Source organism: Staphylococcus sp. HMSC072H03 (genome assembly GCF_001809305.1).
GTDB classification, from domain to species: domain Bacteria; phylum Bacillota; class Bacilli; order Staphylococcales; family Staphylococcaceae; genus Staphylococcus; species Staphylococcus hominis.
Genome location: NZ_KV796883.1, coordinates 273850 through 295204 on the forward strand (window position 1 = coordinate 273850; position 21355 = coordinate 295204).

The window sequence follows — 21355 nt, forward strand, 5'->3', positions numbered from 1 at the left end:
TTTAAGTACTCTCATTTTTATTATTGATAAGGTATTTCTAGTTTGAAAAATTCATTTAGGTAACGCCCAATTCCATCTTCGTTATTGGAATAAGTGATATGATTAGCGATATGTTTTAAATCATCTAAACCATTGTCCATAGCAATTCCGTATTGAGCATATTTAATCATTTCTAAATCATTATCTTCATCTCCAAATGCAATAATATTAGAAGAATTTATATTTAAATATGATTTAACATAGTCAATGCCACGAGCTTTACTAATACCTCGTTTTACGATTTCAATAACAGGAAAAGGTGCACCCCAACGACGATGTTCAATATTTTCAGCATAAAAACGAGTTAACATTTGTTTAATACGTGTGATATTTACTTCTTCAGCTTCCACTAATATGGAAGTTGGAGATTCATCAAGTTTTTCTAATAAATTGCCTGTTTGGATTTTAGGATTGCCCATTGAAAAACCTTCAAATAATCGAGGATCATGGTCATTGATAAAGACACTGTCTCTCACTTCAGCAATAATGTTTGTAACATTAGCTTTTTGAAGTGCCTCTATAATACTTCTAGCGATATCTACATCTAATACCTCATGTTTGGTTTCAAAGTCATCTGCTTTTGGATGATGAACGTAGGCACCATTAAAATTAACAATAGGTGTATTCATATTAAGTTCATGATAATATATTTGGCTTGCACGATAAGGACGTCCAGTTGCAATCATCAAGTAATGACCTTGTTTTTGTAAGGAAGTTAAAACTTTTTTTGTATAATCACTAATTTCTTTATTATCATTTAATAATGTTCCATCTAAATCTAAACAAATTAAATAAGGTTTCATAAATATCTCCTTGCATTACAGTTCATAAATATTAGTTTATTTGTATCATAGCATTTTATTGGCGTTTTGTCGGATATTTGATATATTAGTGTAAAGATAATTATTGAGAGGTGATACTAATGGAAGAAGCATTAAAAGATAGTATCCTTGGCGCTTTGGAAATGGTAATTGACCCTGAATTAGGTATAGACATTGTTAATTTAGGTTTAGTATATAAAGTAAATGTTGATGATGAAGGATTATGTACTGTAGAGATGACACTTACATCTATGGGCTGTCCACTTGGACCACAAATCATCGATCAAATTAAGACAGTATTAGCCGAAATTCCAGAGATTCAAGATACAGAAGTTAATATTGTTTGGAATCCGCCATGGAATAAAGATATGATGTCTAGATATGCAAAAATCGCATTAGGCGTTGGATAAATTTAAGTGAGCTCGACAGCATTAATTGTATGAAGCTCTTTATTATGAAGAGCTTCATATAATATTTAATAGAGAGTAGGGGATGAATTTTTCTTCTACTCTCTTTTTTAATATATAAGAATGTGACAATTTTATTTTTAAATGAGTAAAAAAGAAATGACACAATTGTAATATAAATTGAATTTACTTCTAGGTTATACTACAATACATAAGACTTATATCTTAAGAAAAGTATAATTTTCAACAATTAAGAATTAATCAATGAAAATGAATTTATATTTTATTTAATTGTATATCAAATTTTCAGTCAACTTAGTATAAAACACAGAATCATATTATACAGTGTATTAAATTCATAGACTATAGAATGACCAATCATACATACAAATTTCTATAATTAACTTTATTGTTATTCTGATTTTAGTGCTTTTATATCTAATGAATTTATTGAAAATTTATTATTTAATAGGGAAAGAATGTGAACAATGAAACAAAATTTAGAAAAGGGCGTTCATGATAAAATAAAAATGCGCTATATGCCTGGTTTAGATGGTCTAAGAGCAATTGCCGTATTAGGCATCATTATATATCATTTGAATAGAAAGTGGCTAACTGGTGGTTTTATTGGCGTAGATACTTTCTTCGTCATTTCAGGATACTTAATTACAAGTTTACTTTTGAGAGAGTATGAAGAAAAAGGAATTATTAATCTTAAACAATTTTGGATTAGACGCATAAAACGTCTACTGCCAGCGGTGATAGCTTTATTAATAACAGTAGGTATTGCGACCTTATTATTTGAACCTCAACAAATTATTAGAGTTAAACATGATATTATTGCGGCGTTATTTTATGTTTCAAATTGGTGGTATATCGCTAAAGATGTTAACTATTTTGAACAATTTTCATTCATGCCTCTTAAACATTTATGGTCTCTTGCTATCGAAGAACAATTTTATTTATTTTTCCCATTCGTTTTAGTGATATTATTACTTACGATTAAAAAATATCGTAATGTGACACTTATATTTTGGATAGTATCATTGGCCTCTTTATTAGAAATGGTCATTATATCACAACCAAATGTGGGATATTCACGTGTTTATTTTGGTACAGATACTCGTTTACAAACATTATTATTAGGCGTCATATTAGCATTTGTTTGGCCACCATTTAAATTAAAAGCTAATCCACCACAACGATTACGTCGTGCAATAGATGGTATTGGTATAGGTAGCCTACTTATCTTAATTATTTTATTCTTTACAGTTAATGACGATAGTGATTGGATATACAATGGTGGGTTTTATTTGATATCTTTAGTGACATTATTTGTTATTGCAAGTGTCGTTCACCCATCTACAATGATTGCTAAATTTTTAGGACATCCTTTGTTAGTGTATATCGGAAAACGTTCATATAGTTTATACTTATGGCATTTCGCCGTCATTAGTTTTCTACATATACATTTTGTTGATGGTCAGTTACCAATATATGTATATATCTTAGATATACTATTAACTGTGGTGTTTGCGGAATTATCTTATCGTTATATTGAAACACCATTTAGACGTGAAGGATTAAGTGCATTTTCTTTTGACCGATTACGTAAACCTAAATTTATAAGAACAATCGTTACTATCATAGCTGTGATTCCATTGTTATTAATATTTATGGGTGCATTTGATCGATTTGGAAAAGATGAAATTGCAAATAAAGCAAACAGTTTTAATACAAGTACTGCTGATAAATATTTAGTCAAAATGATGCCCGGTGAAAATATTAAGTTAAATGGACAAACAAGTAAGAGTGAGAATAAAGATAAAGTTTACACAAATATCAGCCCATTACTTATTGGCGATTCAGTTATGGTAGATATTGGTGAAGAATTTAAATCTCAAGTTCCTAAAGCAACTATAGATGGTAAAGTAGGTCGTCATTTACAAGAAGCCCTGATAGTTGCAAATAATTATACTAATTATAATAAACCATCAAATCAAGTTGTATTAGAACTTGGTACAAATGGAGATTTTACTCAAGATGAGCTTGATCAACTTATTAGTAAATTTGGTAAAGCTAAAATATATTTAGTTAATACAAGGGTACCGAGAAGCTGGCAAGATAATGTAAATAAACAACTTTCAGACGCAGCTAAGCGACATAAAAATGTTGTTTTAGTAGACTGGTATAAACGTTCTGCCGGTCACACTGAATATTTTGCATCTGATGGTGTGCACTTAGAACATAGTGGGGTACAAGCATTATCGGATGAAATACTAAAAAATATGACTAAAAAATAAATAATTAAAAAGGATTAACTAGTTGAGGATGCTCACAAAGTTAATCCTTTTTTAGCATTTAAGAAAAAATTAAGGTAACAATGTTTAAATAGTAAGGTAATATGATAAGTAATGAATGAAACGTAAATGAATGCTTGATATGATAGGATTTATTGAATTGTTAAAAAGATGAGTAAAAGTGTTGATTAATTAGTAAAGAAGGTCTATAATGTAATTAAGGTCAAAGAAAGTCAAAGTCAAACGAAGAAGTATTTGACCATACTCTTATACAAAAAGTAGGGGTGAATACATTTGGATATCAATCAAATGACTTATAAAGTACAAGAAGCTTTGCAAAAAGCAATTGAATTAAGTAAAGAAAATGAATTACAAAATATTGAAATTGAAGCAATACTAAAAGGAACTTTAGAAGAAGACGAAAGCTTGTTTAAAAGTATTTTAGAACGTGCAAATATAGACACTGATCAACTAAATCAAGCGTATAGTGAAAAATTAAAACACTATCCATCAGTACAAGGTGATAATGTTCAATATGGACAATATATTGGCTCAAAAGCAAACGAATTATTAAATAAAGCTGAGTCATATATGAAAGAATATGAAGATGAATATATCTCAATGGAACATATTTTACGTGCTGCTATGGACATTGATGAAACAACACAACAATTTGTAGGAAATAAAGAAGAAGTAGTCAAAGAAATTATTACTAAAGTTAGAGGGGGAAATCATGTGACTTCACAAAATCCAGAAGTAAATTATGAAGCTTTAGAGAAATATGGTAGAGATTTAGTAGAAGAAGTTCGCCAAGGCAAAATGGATCCAGTTATTGGTAGAGATGAAGAAATCCGTAATACCATTCGAATTTTAAGCCGTAAAACTAAAAATAACCCAGTATTAATTGGAGAGCCTGGTGTAGGTAAAACTGCAATTGTAGAAGGATTAGCACAACGTATTGTGCGTAAAGATGTGCCAGAATCATTGCTAGATAAAACTATTTTCGAATTAGATTTAAGTGCATTAGTTGCAGGTGCAAAATTTAGAGGTGAATTTGAAGAACGTCTTAAAGCAGTACTTAAAGAAGTGAAAGAATCAGATGGACGTATTATCCTATTTATTGATGAAATTCACATGTTAGTTGGTGCTGGTAAAACAGATGGTGCAATGGATGCTGGTAATATGTTAAAACCAATGTTAGCTCGTGGTGAATTGCATTGTATTGGTGCTACAACATTGAATGAATATCGAGAATATATTGAAAAAGATTCAGCCTTAGAACGTCGATTCCAAAAAGTAGGTGTAAGTGAACCTGACGTAGAAGATACAATTTCAATCTTACGTGGTTTAAAAGAACGCTATGAAGTTTATCATGGTGTGCGTATTCAAGACCGTGCTTTAGTAGCAGCAGCAGAATTATCAGATCGTTATATTACTGATCGATTCTTACCAGATAAAGCAATTGATTTAGTCGACCAAGCATGTGCCACTATCCGAACAGAAATGGGATCAAATCCAACTGAATTAGACCAAGTTAATCGTCGTGTTATGCAATTAGAAATTGAAGAAAGTGCATTGAAAAATGAATCAGATAATGCAAGTAAACATCGATTAGAAGAATTACAAGAAGAACTTTCAAATGAAAAAGAAAAACAAACGTCATTACAATCTCGTGTAGAACAAGAAAAAGAAAAAATCGCGAAAGTTCAAGAAAAACGTGCTGAATTAGATCGTAGTCGTCAAGCTTTAGAAGATGCGCAAACAGAAAGTAATTATGAAAAAGCGGCAGAATTACAATATGGTACGATTCCACAATTAGAAAAAGAATTAAAAGAATACGAAGAAGCTTTCCATGATGAACAAGGCGATAATGAACGCATGATTCGCGAAGTTGTTTCTGATGAGGAAATTGGAGATATTGTAAGCCAATGGACAGGTATTCCAGTTTCTAAATTAGTCGAAACAGAAAGAGAAAAATTATTAAACTTAAGTGATATCTTACATGAACGTGTCGTAGGGCAAGATAAAGCGGTAGATCTTGTGTCAGATGCTGTAGTGAGAGCACGTGCAGGTATAAAAGATCCTAATCGTCCAATAGGTAGTTTCTTATTCTTAGGTCCAACTGGTGTAGGTAAAACAGAATTAGCTAAATCACTCGCTTCATCACTATTCGATTCTGAAAAACATATGATTCGTATTGACATGAGTGAATATATGGAAAAACATTCTGTTTCTAGATTAATTGGTGCGCCTCCTGGTTATGTAGGCCATGATGAAGGTGGTCAATTAACTGAAGCGGTAAGACGTAACCCATATTCAGTTATTCTACTCGACGAAGTTGAAAAAGCGCATAGTGATGTATTCAACGTGTTACTTCAAATTTTAGATGAAGGGCGTTTAACTGATTCTAAAGGTCGTAGCGTAGATTTCAAAAATACAATTATTATCATGACAAGTAATATCGGTTCACAAATATTATTAGAAAATGTTAAAGATTCTGGTGAAATTACTGAAAGCACTGAAAAAGCAGTTATGGATAGTTTACATGCATTCTTTAAACCAGAAATCTTAAACCGTATGGATGATATTGTATTATTTAAACCATTATCTATAAATGATATGAGTATGATTGTAGATAAAATTTTAACTCAATTAAATATTCGATTAATGGATCAACGTATTTCAATTGAAGTATCAGACGAAGCTAAAAAATGGTTAGGTGAAGAAGCATACGAACCACAATTTGGTGCTAGACCACTTAAACGTTTTGTACAACGTCAAATTGAAACACCACTCGCTCGTATGATGATTAAAGAAAATATGCCAGAAGGTACAAAAGTAAATGTTGATCTTAACGATAGTCAAGAATTAACATTTGATGTACAAAAACCTTTAGCTGAATAGTATATAAAAAGGCATTGGAAAGCAAAGCTTTCCAATGCCTTTTCTTATTATTAAACTTGTTAAGAGCGTTATATTACTCCAAACCGTAATGCAATACCATTTAGACGTCTCTATTCCCTTTACGAGCGAAATCATTAGGTTTAATCATAGCACTTAAAATGGCAATAGCAATGGTAATGATGATTGCAATAATAATTGGTTTAATCACATCTAAACTACCGCCACCATTTAAACTATTAAGTACAAAGTTAACCATTTGTGTTAAGATTAACGCCCAAATAAAAGTTACGAGGTATTTCATATATATGACCTCCAATTTATATATATTATCATTTTAAAGTAAAGTGAATTATTTGTATAGTATTAGTAGAGAATGTATAAAAATTTGTACCAATTTTTATATGAGTTATTGACTCGTGACTGTTTAACAAAATCGTTTAAGAAAGTTTAACTACTTGAGTTAGATTTAAAAAGTATGTTAAATTAATACCTGGTATTAAAAAATGAAGTGAGAAGGTGTACGTTCATGAACGTAGGTATAAAAGGTTTTGGTGCTTATGCGCCTGAGAGAGTAGTCGATAACGCCTATTTTGAAGGTTTTTTAGATACGTCTGATGAATGGATTTCAAAAATGACTGGTATTAAAGAAAGACGTTGGTCTCGTGACGATCAAGATACGTCAGACTTAGCATATGAAGCAAGTAAGAAAGCAATTGAAGATGCTGGTATTAAACCGAATGATATAGATATGATTATTGTAGCTACAGCAACTGGAGATATGCCATTTCCATCTGTAGCTAATATATTACAAGAAAAATTAGGTACTGGTAAAGTGCCTACTATGGATCAACTTGCTGCATGCTCAGGTTTCATGTATTCAATGATTACTGCAAAACAATATGTTCAATCTGGAGACTATAAAAATATTCTAGTAGTGGGTGCGGATAAATTATCCAAAATCACTGACTTAACTGATCGTTCAACTGCTGTATTATTTGGAGACGGTGCAGGTGCAGTAGTCATTGGTGAAGTCTCAGAAGGACGAGGTATTATTAGCTATGAAATGGGCTCAGATGGGTCAGGTGGAAAATACTTATATTTAAATAAAGAGACTGGTAAACTAGTAATGAATGGACGCGAAGTTTTTAAATTCGCTGTAAGAATTATGGGCGAAGCGTCTACACGTGTAGTTGAAAAAGCTGGTTTAGAATCTGATGATATTGATATGTTTATACCACATCAAGCAAATATCAGAATTATGGAATCAGCACGTGAAAGATTGGGTATTGAAAGAGAAAAAATGAGTGTTTCAGTTAACCGTTTTGGAAACACGTCAGCTGCTTCGATTCCTTTAAGTATTCAACAAGAGTTAGAAAACGGAAGAATTAAAGATGATGACACTTTAGTACTCGTAGGTTTCGGTGGCGGCCTAACATGGGGCGCTATGGTAATCAAATGGGGTAAATAGGAGGATTTAATGTATGACTGAAAACAAAAGAGTGGTAATTACAGGCATGGGTGCATTATCACCTATTGGAAACGATGCCCAAACAAATTGGGAAAATGCCTTAAAAGGTGTCAATGGAATTGATACAATTACACGCGTTGATACTGAAGAATATAACGTTCACTTAGCAGGTGAATTAAAAGACTTTAATATTGAAGATCATATTTCGAAAAAAGATGCGCGTCGCATGGATCGTTTTACACAATATGCAGTAGTAGCGGCAAGACAAGCTGTAGAAGATGCTAATTTAACTATCAATGACGATAATGCTAATCGTATCGGTGTATGGATTGGTTCAGGTATTGGTGGAATGGAAACATTTGAAGTTGCACATACAATACTGAAGAATAAGGGACCAAGAAGAGTTAGTCCTTTCTTTGTTCCAATGCTTATTCCTGACATGGCTACTGGCCAAGTTTCAATTGATTTAGGTGCAAAAGGACCTAATGGTTCAACTGTTACTGCTTGCGCCACAGGTACAAATTCTATCGGTGAAGCATTTAAAATCATTCAAAGAGGTGCTGCTGATGCTATGATTACTGGGGGTACTGAAGCACCTATTACGCATATGGCACTTGCAGGATTCAGTGCAAGTCGTGCATTATCAACAAATGATGATAAAGAAACAGCTTGTCGTCCTTTCCAAGAAGGACGTGATGGATTTATCATGGGTGAAGGCGCTGGTATCTTAGTCATTGAATCATTAGAATCAGCACAAGCACGTGGCGCACAAATTTACGCTGAAGTTGTAGGATATGGTTCAACTGGAGATGCTTATCACATTACTGCACCAGCACCTGAAGGCGAAGGTGGTTCTCGTGCAATGCAAGCGGCTTTAGATGATGCAGGTATTGAAGCTAAAGATATTCAATACTTAAATGCACATGGTACAAGTACGCCAGTAGGTGACTTGTATGAAATTAAAGCGATTAAAAATACATTTGGAGATGCAGCTAAAAACTTAAAAATTAGCTCAACTAAATCGATGACAGGACATTTATTAGGTGCTACTGGGGGAATTGAAGCAATTTTCTCTGCATTATCTATTCGTGACTCTAAAGTTGCACCGACGATTCATGCAGATTCACCAGATCCAGAATGTGACTTAGATATTGTTCCTAATGAAGCACAAGATTTAGAAATTGAATATGCAATGAGTAATAGTCTAGGTTTCGGTGGACATAACGCAGTATTAGTATTTAAAAAGTTTAAAGATTAAAAATTAAGTTAAGAGTAGAAAACCATGCAATAATATGCATGGTTTTTTTACGTTTATAGAAAAATTGAAATAAGAATAGTCAAAATGAAGTAAAATGCACATAGTATTAGAGCAGGTAGTAACCATGTTGAAATGGTATAATGCTCTTTTTTTACTTGTTTTGGATTGAAAAAGTCATCGTTCTCTAAAGTTTTTTTCTTAGAGCGAGAAGCGAGTTGATAACGCATGCGTCTAAAACCAAAACTTGTAGCATCAAATATACCTTCTTGTACAAGGAGAATTAAAAATAACAATATAAATAATACAAGTGATATATAAAATAAGATATCAACAAATGAGACAAAGGAATGTTGAGTTACGAACATCCAAAGTAAAAAAGTACATATAAGTGGCAAAAAGAGCCATATAAACCAAGTTTTAATATTGTTCATGTATACCTCCAACTTTCTTATCCATATAGTCTAATTTACTGTAAACTTACTATAAATAAAATCTAAAATATATATTCTTTTAAATAATATATATAAAAATTACACTTATATTAAGAAAATGTAAAATTATATTGCAATTTTATGAAAAAAGAATATATAATATGTATAAATATTTCTGAAAATTTTGAAGGGAATGTTAATTTTGAATATTTAGTAAAGGGGGACTGTATGATGACGCGATATATATTAAAACGTTTGGGATATATGATTTTATCGTTATTTATTATCATCACAATTACATTTTTCTTGATGAAAATGATGCCTGGATCACCATTTAATGATGCTAAATTAAGCGCTGAGCAAAAAGCAATTTTAAACGAAAAATATGGATTAAACGATCCAGTAGCAGTGCAATATCTTCATTATTTAAAAAATGTAGTAACTGGGGATTTTGGCTATTCGTTCCAATATCATAATCAACCAGTTTGGTCATTAATTAGACCGAGATTGATTCCTTCTATGGAAATGGGTATTACTGCAATGATTATTGGAGTGATTTTAGGTTTAATTTTAGGCGTAGCAGCTGCTACGAAACAAAACACTTGGGTAGACTATACAACTACTGTTATTTCAGTTATAGCAGTATCAGTACCTTCATTCGTCTTAGCAGTACTATTACAATACGTTTTTGCAGTACGTTTAAGATGGTTTCCAGTGGCAGGATGGGAAGGATTTTCAACTGCAGTGTTGCCTTCCTTAGCATTATCAGCAAGTGTAATGGCCACAGTAGCTCGTTATATTCGAGCTGAAATGATAGAGGTACTAAGTTCTGATTACATATTATTAGCAAGAGCTAAAGGTAACTCGCCGATAAGAGTCCTTTTTGGGCATGCATTAAGAAATGCATTAATTCCTATTATTACAATTATTGTTCCAATGTTAGCCGGTATTTTAACAGGGACTTTGACTATTGAAAATATCTTTGGTGTACCCGGTTTAGGGGACCAATTTGTTAGATCGATTACAACAAATGATTTCTCAGTTATTATGGCTACTACAATTTTATTTAGTACATTATTTATCGTTTCAATTTTTATCGTAGATATTCTTTATGGTGTAATTGATCCAAGAATCCGTGTACAAGGAGGTAAAAAATAATGCCTGAAAATTTTAATAAACCATTTGATGATCATTCAAATGCAGCGATGTCACATACCTCTGAGGGAGCGGTTGGGACGGATTTTGTTATTAGAGAACTCGATTTAAATAAAGAACCAGAAATACAACGTGAAAGTAAAAACTTCTGGCAAGATGCATGGACACAGTTGAAAAGAAATAAACTAGCTATTGTCGGTTTGATTGGACTCATTTTAATTGTCATTCTTGCATTTGTAGGACCAGCATTTAGTAAACATGATTATGCCGAACAAGATGTTACTAGACGAAATTTACCTGCTAAAATTCCAGTACTAGATCAAGTACACTTTTTACCTTTTGATGGAACAGGAGCAGATGGTAAGAGCGCTTATAAAGAAGCGGGCGTGAAAGAAAACTTTTGGTTTGGTACAGATCAATTAGGTCGTGATCTTTGGACTAGAACATGGAAAGGTGCTCAAATTTCATTATTTATTGGCATTGTAGCTGCTGCACTAGATATCTTTATAGGGGTCGTTTATGGCGCTATTTCAGGATTTTTTGGGGGTCGCGTTGATAATGTCATGCAACGTATTTTAGAAATTATAGCATCAATTCCTAACCTTATTATTGTTATATTATTTGTATTGATATTTGAACCATCTATTTGGACGATTATTTTAGCTATGTCTATTACCGGATGGTTAGGTATGAGTAGAGTAGTGCGTGGTGAATTTTTAAAACTAAAAAGTCAAGAATTTGTAATGGCTTCAAGAACATTGGGAGCTTCAAAATTCAAATTAATTTTTAAGCATATTTTACCAAATACATTAGGTGCCATTGTAGTAACATCTATGTTTACTGTACCAAGTGCAATTTTCTTCGAAGCATTTTTAAGCTTTATTGGTATAGGGGTACCTGCACCGAAAACATCACTTGGTTCACTCGTAAATGATGGACGAGCAATGTTGTTAATACACCCACACGAATTATTTATTCCAGCTACAGTATTAAGTTTATTAATTTTATTCTTTTATTTATTTAGTGACGGATTACGCGATGCATTTGATCCAAAAATGCGTAAATAACAAGGGAGGCAAAATCTATGTCAGAAAGAGTGTTAGAAGTCAACAACTTGCATGTTTCCTTTGATATTACTGCCGGGGAAGTGCAAGCGGTTAGAGGAGTAGATTTCTTTTTAAATAAAGGGGAAACATTAGCGATTGTCGGAGAATCAGGTTCTGGCAAATCTGTAACAACAAAAGCAATTACAAAATTATTCCAGGGTGATACAGGGAGAATTAAAAAAGGGACAATTAATTTTTTAGGGGAAGATTTAGCAATTAAATCTGAAAAAGAATTAAACAAACTTCGTGGTAAAGATATTTCTATGATATTTCAAGACCCTATGACGTCATTAAATCCTACGATGCAAATTGGTAAGCAAGTCATGGAACCTTTAATAAAACATCGTCATTATAGTAAATCTGAAGCAAAGAAACGTGCACTTGAGATTTTAAATTTAGTAGGACTGCCTAATGCAGAAAAAAGATTTAAAGCATATCCCCATCAATTTTCTGGGGGACAACGTCAAAGAATTGTTATTGCAACTGCCTTGGCATGCGAACCTAAAATTTTAATTGCAGATGAACCAACGACAGCACTTGATGTAACAATGCAAGCACAGATTTTAGATTTAATGAAAGAATTACAACAAAAAATTGAAACATCTATTATATTTATTACACATGACTTAGGGGTAGTAGCAAATGTGGCTGATAGAGTGGCTGTTATGTATGGTGGGCAAATGATTGAGACTGGACATGTCGATGAAATCTTCTATGATCCAAAACATCCATATACATGGGGATTATTATCTTCAATGCCTGATTTAACGACAAGTAACGAGACAGAGTTAATTGCAATTCCAGGTACCCCGCCTGATTTATTACATCCACCAAAGGGTGATGCATTTGCAAGACGTAGTCAATATGCACTAGACATTGACTTTAAGGAAGCACCACCATGGTTTAAAGTATCGCCTACTCATTATGTGAAATCATGGTTGTTAGACGAACGCGCCCCAAAAGTTGAACCGCCGGAAATGGTGAAAAAGAGACAACGTCAAATGTCTAATAATTACGACAAACCACGTCGAGTAGAAAGGGTGTCGTTCAATGGAGAAGAGTAAAGAAGTATTATTAGAAATAAAAAATGTGAAGCAGTATTTTAATGAAGGCAAACGTAATGAAGTTAGAGCAATAGAAAATATTTCATTTAATATTTATAAGGGAGAAACATTGGGGTTAGTAGGAGAATCTGGATGTGGGAAATCTACAACTGGAAAAGCAATTATTAAACTAAATGATATTACAGATGGTGAAATTCTTTACGAAGGACAGGACATCCAGAAGATTACTAAAAGAAAAGAGTTATTAAATTTCAATAAGAAAATTCAAATGATTTTTCAAGATCCATATGCATCTTTAAACCCACGTCTAAAGGTCATGGATATTGTAGCAGAAGGTATTGATATTCATAAGTTAGCAAGTAATAAAAAAGATCGTAAACGTCGTGTATATGATTTGCTAGAAACAGTAGGTTTAAGTAAGGAACATGCGAATCGTTATCCTCACGAGTTCTCTGGTGGACAACGTCAACGTATAGGAATTGCTCGTGCGTTAGCTGTAGAACCTGAGTTTATTATTGCGGATGAGCCTATTTCTGCATTGGATGTGTCTATTCAAGCTCAAGTAGTGAATTTAATGCTGAAATTGCAAAAAGAACGAGGTATTACTTTCCTATTTATTGCCCATGATTTATCAATGGTTAAATATATTTCTGATCGTATAGCAGTAATGCATTTTGGAAAAATTGTAGAATTAGGAACGTCTGACGAAATTTATTATCATCCTTTACATGATTATACTAAATCACTGTTATCTGCGATTCCTCAACCTGATCCTGATAGTGAAAGAACAAGAAAACGAATTGTGTATGAAGAAGATGAATCTAAAAATGCAGAACGTAGACTGCAAGAAATTAGACCTAATCATTACGTTTTTGTAACAGATGAAGAAGCAGTACGTTTAAAAGAACAAGATCAAACTCATCTTCAACATAATTAAGTCTGAGGAAGGGAGGACAAGAATGTGAAGAAAAAATATAAATATTTAACGCTATTAGTTATTGTCACTTTAATACTATCAGCGTGTAGTAACAAAAAAAGTTTATATTCTGATGAAGGACAGGTATTCAGAAAAATAATTACTCAAGATATAACTACTTTAGATACAGCTCTTATTACAGATGCTGTTTCTAGCGATGTTGCTGGTCAAACTTTCGAAGGATTATATTCAATAGATAAAAATGATAAAGTAACTTTAGGTGTAGCAAAAGAAACACCACAAAAAAGTAATGGTGGTAAAACTCTGACTATCAATTTAAGAAAAGATGCAAAATGGTCAAACGGAGATCCTGTAACAGCGCATGACTTTGTTTATGCATGGAGAAAAGTTGTAGATCCAAAAACCGCCTCTGAATTTGCATATATAATGAGTGATATAAAAAATGCAGATTTAGTTAATACTGGAAAAAAACCATTAAATTCTTTAGGAATCAAAGCGTTAAATAAATATAAACTTCAAATTGATTTAGAAAGACCGGTACCGTACATAAATGAATTACTTGCTTTAAGTACTTTTTATCCACAAGATGCTAAAATTGCCAAAAAATATGGTAAAAAATATGGAACGAATGCTGAAAGAGCAGTTTATAATGGTCCATTCAAAGTTACTAATTGGCAGGTAGAAGATAAAATACAATTGGTTAAAAATAATCAATATTGGGATAAAAAAAATGTCAAATTAGATAAAGTAAATTATAAAGTTTTAAAAGATCAACAAGCTGGCGCTTCTTTATATGATACTAATTCAATCGATGATACAATCATCACGTCTGAACAAGTTGATAAATATAAAGGCAGTCAAGAATTAAACTATCGTTTAACTGCTGGTACTTTTTATATTAAAATGAATGAAAAAACAGTGCCTGAATTTAAAAATAAAAATTTGAGATTAGCTATTGCACAAGCTATCAATAAAAAAGGGTATGTAAAAACTGTTTTAAATGATGGGTCTCTTGCTTCAAATAATTTCACGGGAATAGGTACAGCGAAGACGCCTGACGGTAAAGACTTCGCAAGTACGGTTGAGTCTCCTTTAAAATATAATCCTAAGGTAGCAAAACAAAATTGGGAAAAGGCAAAAAAAGAATTAGGTAAAAAAGAGTTTGCATTTACAATGAATACGCAAGATACACCAGCTTCTAAAATAGCTGCAGAGTATATTAAATCTCAAATTGAATCAAACTTACCAGGCGTTACATTAAAAATTAAACAAATGCCATTTAAACAAAAAACCACTTTAGAATTAGCTAATAATTACGAAGCGACTTATTCAGGTTGGAGGCCAGATTATCCTGATCCAACAGCATTTTTAGAAACAATGACTAAGGATAATGCGCAAAATAATACTGATTGGGATAACAAAGAATATAACAGGCTTTTAAAAGAATCAAATAGTTCATTGTTACGTGAAACAGAAAAAAGAAATGAAGCGCTACAACGTGCGGAAAGTATCTTGCTTCATGATGCACCAGTAGCTCCTGTTTATCAAAAAGGTGAAGCACACTTAACTAATCCACAGGTCAAAGGATTACAGTATCATAAAATCGGTCCAGATACTACATTGAAACATGTATATATCGATAAATCAATTGATCGTGAAACAGGAAAAAAGAAAGATAACTAATTAAATATTCAAAAAAGTAATCTCAAGTTATAATACTTGGGGTTATTTTTATTTAAAAATTTAAATAAAATAATTATCAGAAAATTCTTAAAATATATTTGTTAAATTTTATTTTAGAAGTAAAATAAGAAAAACATCATAGAATATACAGGAGGCTTGATATTAATGAAAGTAATTGGAAAGTATTTAATTCTTTTATTAGTAGCAATATTAGTATTGAGTGGATGTGGAAAAGGCGGAGGAAATTCTAAAGACGCTACTACATCTAAAACCGAAACATCTAATCATAAGGGTGGAGTATTAAATGTAGCTCTAAATGCTGCACCTTCAGGAACTTTATCATCTTTATTAAGTTCTGACGCTTCGGACTCATCAGTAGAAAATTATTTTAATGAGGTACTTATTAAACTTGATAAAAATTTAAAACCTAAGCCATATATTGCATCTTGGAAAGACATTGATCCAGGCAAAAAAATTAAATTTTCAATTAAAAAGGGAATTAAATGGCATGATGGTAATGAATTAACGATTGACGATTGGATTTATTCTTTAAATGTGTTAGCAGATAAAGATTATAATGGAAATTATTATCCAGTAGTTGAAAATATCGAGGGATCTAAAGAAAAACATGAAGGCCAAGCAGATTCAATTAGTGGTATTAAAAAAGTAGATAAATACACTATGGAAGTGACTTTCAAAGATAAAAAAGTTAATTATCTAGAAAGTTTCTTTGCTGGACCTTTATTAAGTAAGAAATATTTAAGTGATGTTCCTGTAAAAGACCTAGCTAAGTCAGATAAGGTTAGAAAACATCCAATAGGTATTGGACCATACAAAGTTAAAAAGGTAGTTCAAGGTGAAGCGGTACAATTGGAAAAATTTAATGACTACTGGCAAGGAAAACCAGGGTTAGACAAAATAAATTTAAAAGTAATTGATCAAACACAAATCGTTAAAGCTATGAAAAATGGTGAAATCGATATGACTGATAGTACTACTGGTAGTATTGCTCAAGAAGCTAAAAAATCAGGAGATGGAAAACTTAAAGTATTGTCAACTCCAGGCACAGATTATGCAGTAATAGGATTTGTATCTCATGATTATGATAAAGATAAAAATAAAACTGGAGCAGAACGTCCAAAATATAAAGAAAAAGAGCTTAGACAAGCAATGTTATATGCAATTGATAGAAAAAAATGGATAAAAGCGTTTTATCAAGGATATGGTAAAGAACTAAATAGCTTTGTACCATCAATTCATTGGATTGCAGCTAATCAAAAAGATTTAAATGACTATAACTATGATCCAGAAAAAGCTAAAAAAATATTAGATAAATTAGGATATAAAGATAGAAATGGTGATGGGTTCAGAGAAGACCCTAATGGTAAACCATTTGAAATTAATTTAAAACACTATTCTGGATCAAATCCAACATTTGAACCTAGAACTGCAGCAATTAAAGATTTCTGGGAAAAAGTCGGTTTGAAAACGAATGTGAAAATGGTGGAATTTGGTAAATATAATGATGACTTAGCTCAAGCTTCTAAAGATATGGAAGTTTACTTTAGAACATGGACAGGTGGTTCTGATCCAGATCCTTCTGATTTATATCATTCTGATAGACCACAAAATGAAATGCGTACTACAGATAAAACTTCTGATAAATTATTAGATGATGCATTGGATTTCTCAAAAGTAGGAAATAATGATAAAAAACGTAAAAAAATATATCTAGAATGGCAAAAACATACTAATGATACACTACCAGCATTACCTATTGTTCAATTAGACACTCTAACTGTCGTTAATGACAAAGTGAAAAATGTGGACATTAAAATAGGATCAGATATGGATTTATATAAATTAACCAAAGAATGATTAGGATAAACCTCGACTTTAGTCGGGGTTTATTGATTGGAGTAAGCGATGGATAAATATTTATTAGAAATTAAAGATTTAGAAACTTCGATTAAAATTGAAAATAAATGGTATCCGACAATTGATCAGATATCTTTAAACTTAGAAAAAAATGAAATATTAGGTGTTGTGGGGGAATCGGGTTGTGGAAAATCTATACTTAATAAATCGATTATTAGATTATTGCCTGATAGAATTTCAAAAATAACAAATGGAAAAGTCATATTTGATAGTAAAGATTTAACGAAAATAACAGAAAAAGAATATCAAAATATTCGTGGCAAAGAAATAGGTATGATCTTTCAGGAACCAATGACTGCATTAAACCCAGTTTTTAAAATTAAGGAACAAATTATTGAACCTATAATTTTACATTTAAAAAAGAATAAAAAAGAAGCATATCAATTAGCAAAACAGTTATTAGAAGACGTTGGTATAGCAAGAGTAGAAGAAGTATTAAATAGTTATCCCCATCAACTATCAGGTGGAATGCGTCAAAGAGTGATGATTGCTATTGCAATTTCATGTAATCCTAAATTATTAATTGCAGATGAACCTACAACTGCCTTAGATGTTACGGTTCAAGCACAAATTCTAGATTTACTGAAGAAATTACAACGAAAAAATAAAATGTCTATTATTTTAGTAACTCATGATTTAAGTGTTGTATCTGAATTTTGTGATTCAGTCATGGTCATGTATGCTGGCCAAATTGTTGAATATGGAAATTTGAAAGACGTAATAGTGAATCCTAAACATCCATATACAAAAAAATTATTAAATACAATTCCAAAATTAGATGAAGATACTGAATATCTTGAAGTTATAGAGGGACTAGTTCCAAATATAACAGAATTTAATAATAAGCAATGTCGTTTTGTTAATAGATGCCCTAAAAAAATGAATATCTGTAGTCAATGCGAACCCAGGATCCTAAATATAAATAATAGTAAGGTACGTTGTCATCTATTTAATGATTAGAAAGGAAAAGAAATATGGATTACATCTTAGAAATACAGAATTTAAAAACATACTATTCTATTAAAAATGGTCTTTTTAAAAAGAATCAATATGTAAAAGCGGTAGATAATATCACATTAAAAATAAAAAAAGGACAAACATTTGGTTTAGTAGGTGAATCAGGTTGTGGGAAATCTACTCTTGGTAAGTCTGTTGTACGCTTAGAAAATATAACATCTGGCGATATTAAAATATGCGGTAGAAGTATTACTAAACTTAAAGGTAAAGAATTAAGAAATGCACGCAAAGATTTTCAGATGATTTTTCAAGATCCTTATGCATCTTTAAACCCTATGCAAATGGTTGGTGATATTGTAGGTGAGCCCTTACTAAATTATCATCTTGTAGATAAAAAGAATTTGAAAGATGAAGTACTATACTTATTAAAATGTGTAGGTATGAGCGAAGATGCATATTATAAATATGCTCATCAATTTTCAGGAGGACAGCGTCAAAGAATTGGAATTGCTAGAGCTTTAGCAATACGACCTAAGTTAATTGTTGCAGATGAACCTGTAAGTGCATTAGATGTATCAGTACAATCACAAGTTTTGAATCTATTGAAAGATTTACAGAAAGAATTTAGTCTCAGTTATCTCTTTATAGCACATGACTTAAGCGTTGTGAAACATATTAGTGATGTCATAGGCGTAATGTATCTAGGTCATTTGGTTGAAATAGCGGATAGCCATGAACTATATACTCATGCTTATCATCCATATACTAAAGCACTTATATCTTCAATACCACAATTTAATAAACAAAAATCAAATAGAGTTATTTTAAATGGAGAATTACCTTCTCCAAGTAATCCACCACAAGGATGTCCGTTTCACACTAGGTGTCCAATAGCAAAAAAAATATGTTCAGAAAAAAGACCTAAATTAAAAGAAATTAAGCCTAATCATTATGTTGCTTGTTTCTATAGCGAAGGAGGAGAGTGAAGTGCTAAGACTTATAATAAAAAGATTTTTATTAATGATTCCTTTACTGTTTTTGATATCTATAGTGGTATTTAGTTTAGCAATCATTCAACCTGGTGATCCATTTACAGGACAATATAATCCTCATATTAAACAAGAGGCAATTGAAGCTCAAAAAGAAAAATTAGGTCTTAATGACTCAATTCCTAAACAATATATTAGATGGGTAAATAATGTGACTCATGGTAATCTAGGAGAATCAATTAAATATAAACGACCAGTACTTGAATTAATAAGTGAACGTATACCTAATACAATATTATTAGGGACAGTTTCGTTAATCATTACATACATATTATCTTTTATATTAGGGATTATATCTGGTAGATATGCCTATACACTAAGTGATTATACAATTCAAATATTCAACTATATTATGCTAGCTATTCCTTCATTTATAGCAGGTGTTTTTGCAATATATTTATTCGCATTTCAAATTCCAATATTTCCTTTTCAAGGTTCTGTTGATATTAATTTAGAAGAAGGAACGTTTAGTTACTATATAAGTAAAATATATCATACGTTATTACCTGCTTTAACATTAGGTTTGTTATCTACTGCTGGTTATATTCAATACCTTAGAAATGATATTATTGATAATTCAAATAAAGATTATGTTCTAACAGCGAAAGCTAAGGGTTTATCAACTAATAAAATTTATAATAAGCATATTTTACGAAATTCACTTATTCCTATAATTACATTTTTAGGGGCAGATATTGTAAGTATTTTAGGTGGCGCAGTAATAACTGAAACTATTTTTTCATTTAATGGTATAGGAAAATTATTTTTAGAATCAGTAACAGGCCAAGATTATCCATTAATGATGGCTTTAACACTTTTCTTTTCATTCTTAGGTCTATTTGGCAATCTTATCTCTGATGTTACATATAATTTTATAGATCCAAGAATTCACAGTAATTAAATAAAAGAGGCAAAAGTATTATGAAAAAAGAACGAAGCAGTAAAAAAAATTCTACTAAAAAAATTTATTCTCCAACACAATTAGCTTTAAAAAAGTTTTTAAAAAATAAAATTGCAATGGTATCTTTAATATTTTTATTTTTCTTAGCTATTATTTCTATTATTGCACCGTTATTAGCTCCTCTACCAATTAATCAACAAGATCTTTTAAATATTAAAGGTGATATGTCTTCACATAATATTTTAGGCACTGATTCTGGAGGAAGAGACAATTTTAGCAGATTATTATATGCAGGGAGAGTTTCGTTAACTATTGGACTAACTTCGACTATTGGTATGTTGATCATTGGAATTACAATTGGAGTAATATCAGGTTATTTTGGAGGTATAACTGACACAATATTAATGAGAATTACAGAATTTGTGATGTTATTTCCATTTTTAATTTTTGCAATTGTTCTAAATGCAGCATTAGGAGATAAAATTAAAAATCCATACGGTTCTGCATTGATTTTAATAGTGGTTATTATCATTTTAAGTTGGGGCGGGATAGCGAGACTTATAAGAGGTAAAGTGATGCAAGAAAAAGAAAATGAGTATTTCTTAGCAGCTAAATCCATAGGAACTCCTACACATAAAATTATCTTAAAACACTTATTACCTAATATTATTAGTATTGTTATTGTTCAAACGACATTAACCTTTGCTGGTATGATTGTAGTTGAATCAGGACTAAGTTTTTTAGGATTTGGTATTAGTAAGTCTATTCCTTCATGGGGAAATATGTTAAGCGATGCTCAAGAAGGCGATGTAATTAGTTCTAAACCATGGATTTGGATGCCTCCTGCATTAATGATTATGTTTACTATATTAAGTATTAATTTTGTTGGTGAAGGTTTAAAAGATGCGTTTAATCCAAAAGATAGAAGATAATAATA

Annotated in this window: 18 protein-coding genes; 15 read left to right on the plus strand and 3 right to left on the minus strand. The window is 31.5% G+C overall.

Going from position 1 to position 21355, the window contains the following annotated elements; all coding sequences use genetic code 11:
- Nucleotides 1–20: 20 nt before the first annotated feature.
- Nucleotides 21–842 carry a Cof-type HAD-IIB family hydrolase gene (locus tag HMPREF2578_RS07355; protein ID WP_070508349.1) on the minus strand — a complete coding sequence of 274 codons (822 nt, stop codon included), beginning with the start codon at nucleotides 840–842 and terminating at the stop codon, nucleotides 21–23.
- 119 nt (nucleotides 843–961) lie between these two features.
- Between HMPREF2578_RS07355 and HMPREF2578_RS07360 the strand changes: the two genes are divergently transcribed.
- The 3 genes from HMPREF2578_RS07360 to clpB all read left to right on the plus strand — a co-directional run bounded on the left by HMPREF2578_RS07360 (nucleotide 962) and on the right by clpB (nucleotide 6471).
- Nucleotides 962–1270, plus strand: coding sequence for a metal-sulfur cluster assembly factor (locus HMPREF2578_RS07360; RefSeq protein ID WP_002448080.1), 309 nt, complete (start codon nucleotides 962–964; stop codon nucleotides 1268–1270).
- Nucleotides 1271–1755: 485 nt separating this feature from the next.
- Nucleotides 1756–3570, plus strand: coding sequence for an acyltransferase family protein (locus HMPREF2578_RS07365; RefSeq protein WP_017175832.1), 1815 nt, complete (start codon nucleotides 1756–1758; stop codon nucleotides 3568–3570).
- Nucleotides 3571–3861: 291 nt separating this feature from the next.
- Complete coding sequence (gene clpB / locus HMPREF2578_RS07370) at nucleotides 3862–6471, plus strand: ATP-dependent chaperone ClpB (RefSeq protein WP_070508350.1); 2610 nt, start codon at nucleotides 3862–3864, stop codon at nucleotides 6469–6471.
- A gap of 100 nt (nucleotides 6472–6571) precedes the next feature.
- On the opposite strand, the gene HMPREF2578_RS07375 is transcribed toward clpB, so the two are convergent.
- The gene (locus HMPREF2578_RS07375) at nucleotides 6572–6772 is read right to left on the minus strand and encodes a DUF2929 family protein (RefSeq protein ID WP_002448243.1); all 201 of its coding nucleotides are present in this window, start codon (nucleotides 6770–6772) and stop codon (nucleotides 6572–6574) included.
- Nucleotides 6773–6997: 225 nt separating this feature from the next.
- Here HMPREF2578_RS07375 and HMPREF2578_RS07380 point away from each other — a divergent pair, with 225 nt between their 5' ends.
- Nucleotides 6998–7939 (plus strand): beta-ketoacyl-ACP synthase III, encoded by a 942-nt coding sequence (locus tag HMPREF2578_RS07380; RefSeq protein WP_002488368.1) that lies wholly within the window; start codon nucleotides 6998–7000, stop codon nucleotides 7937–7939.
- A gap of 13 nt (nucleotides 7940–7952) precedes the next feature.
- Nucleotides 7953–9197 (plus strand): beta-ketoacyl-ACP synthase II, encoded by a 1245-nt coding sequence (gene fabF / locus HMPREF2578_RS07385; RefSeq protein WP_070508351.1) that lies wholly within the window; start codon nucleotides 7953–7955, stop codon nucleotides 9195–9197.
- 53 nt (nucleotides 9198–9250) lie between these two features.
- Here the strand turns inward: fabF and HMPREF2578_RS07390 are convergent, their stop codons facing one another.
- Nucleotides 9251–9628, minus strand: coding sequence for a DUF3899 domain-containing protein (locus HMPREF2578_RS07390; RefSeq protein WP_049418716.1), 378 nt, complete (start codon nucleotides 9626–9628; stop codon nucleotides 9251–9253).
- Between the two features lie 231 nt (nucleotides 9629–9859).
- Here HMPREF2578_RS07390 and opp3b point away from each other — a divergent pair, with 231 nt between their 5' ends.
- The 10 genes from opp3b (at nucleotide 9860) to opp4C (ending at nucleotide 21350) form a co-directional block, all read left to right on the plus strand.
- Nucleotides 9860–10786, plus strand: coding sequence for an oligopeptide ABC transporter permease (gene opp3b / locus HMPREF2578_RS07395; protein WP_070508352.1), 927 nt, complete (start codon nucleotides 9860–9862; stop codon nucleotides 10784–10786).
- A complete protein-coding gene (gene opp3C / locus HMPREF2578_RS07400) occupies nucleotides 10786–11850 on the plus strand; it encodes an oligopeptide ABC transporter permease (protein ID WP_002448155.1) in 1065 nt (354 codons plus the stop codon). The genes opp3b and opp3C overlap by 1 nt, the downstream gene beginning before the upstream one ends.
- A 17-nt stretch (nucleotides 11851–11867) precedes the next feature.
- Nucleotides 11868–12953, plus strand: coding sequence for an ABC transporter ATP-binding protein (locus HMPREF2578_RS07405; protein WP_002488359.1), 1086 nt, complete (start codon nucleotides 11868–11870; stop codon nucleotides 12951–12953).
- Complete coding sequence (locus HMPREF2578_RS07410; RefSeq protein WP_002488384.1) at nucleotides 12940–13890, plus strand: ABC transporter ATP-binding protein; 951 nt, start codon at nucleotides 12940–12942, stop codon at nucleotides 13888–13890. Before HMPREF2578_RS07405 ends, HMPREF2578_RS07410 begins: the two co-directional genes overlap by 14 nt.
- Before the next feature lie 24 nt (nucleotides 13891–13914).
- Nucleotides 13915–15573, plus strand: a complete 1659-nt coding sequence (locus tag HMPREF2578_RS07415; protein WP_070508353.1) for a peptide ABC transporter substrate-binding protein — start codon at nucleotides 13915–13917, stop codon at nucleotides 15571–15573.
- A gap of 165 nt (nucleotides 15574–15738) precedes the next feature.
- Nucleotides 15739–17451: an oligopeptide ABC transporter substrate-binding protein gene (opp4A, locus tag HMPREF2578_RS07420; protein ID WP_017175822.1), complete on the plus strand. Its 1713-nt coding sequence runs from the start codon at nucleotides 15739–15741 to the stop codon at nucleotides 17449–17451.
- Between the two features lie 48 nt (nucleotides 17452–17499).
- On the plus strand, nucleotides 17500–18471 hold the full coding sequence (locus tag HMPREF2578_RS07425; RefSeq protein ID WP_049419757.1) for an ABC transporter ATP-binding protein: 972 nt from the start codon (nucleotides 17500–17502) through the stop codon (nucleotides 18469–18471).
- 14 nt (nucleotides 18472–18485) lie between these two features.
- Nucleotides 18486–19454 carry an ABC transporter ATP-binding protein gene (locus HMPREF2578_RS07430; protein WP_049382331.1) on the plus strand — a complete coding sequence of 323 codons (969 nt, stop codon included), beginning with the start codon at nucleotides 18486–18488 and terminating at the stop codon, nucleotides 19452–19454.
- Nucleotide 19455: 1 nt separating this feature from the next.
- Nucleotides 19456–20418 carry an oligopeptide ABC transporter permease gene (opp4B, locus tag HMPREF2578_RS07435; RefSeq protein ID WP_049382330.1) on the plus strand — a complete coding sequence of 321 codons (963 nt, stop codon included), beginning with the start codon at nucleotides 19456–19458 and terminating at the stop codon, nucleotides 20416–20418.
- 20 nt (nucleotides 20419–20438) lie between these two features.
- Entirely contained in the window at nucleotides 20439–21350 is a 912-nt protein-coding gene (gene opp4C / locus HMPREF2578_RS07440) for an oligopeptide ABC transporter permease (protein WP_049419758.1), read from the plus strand.
- Nucleotides 21351–21355 lie beyond the last annotated feature (5 nt).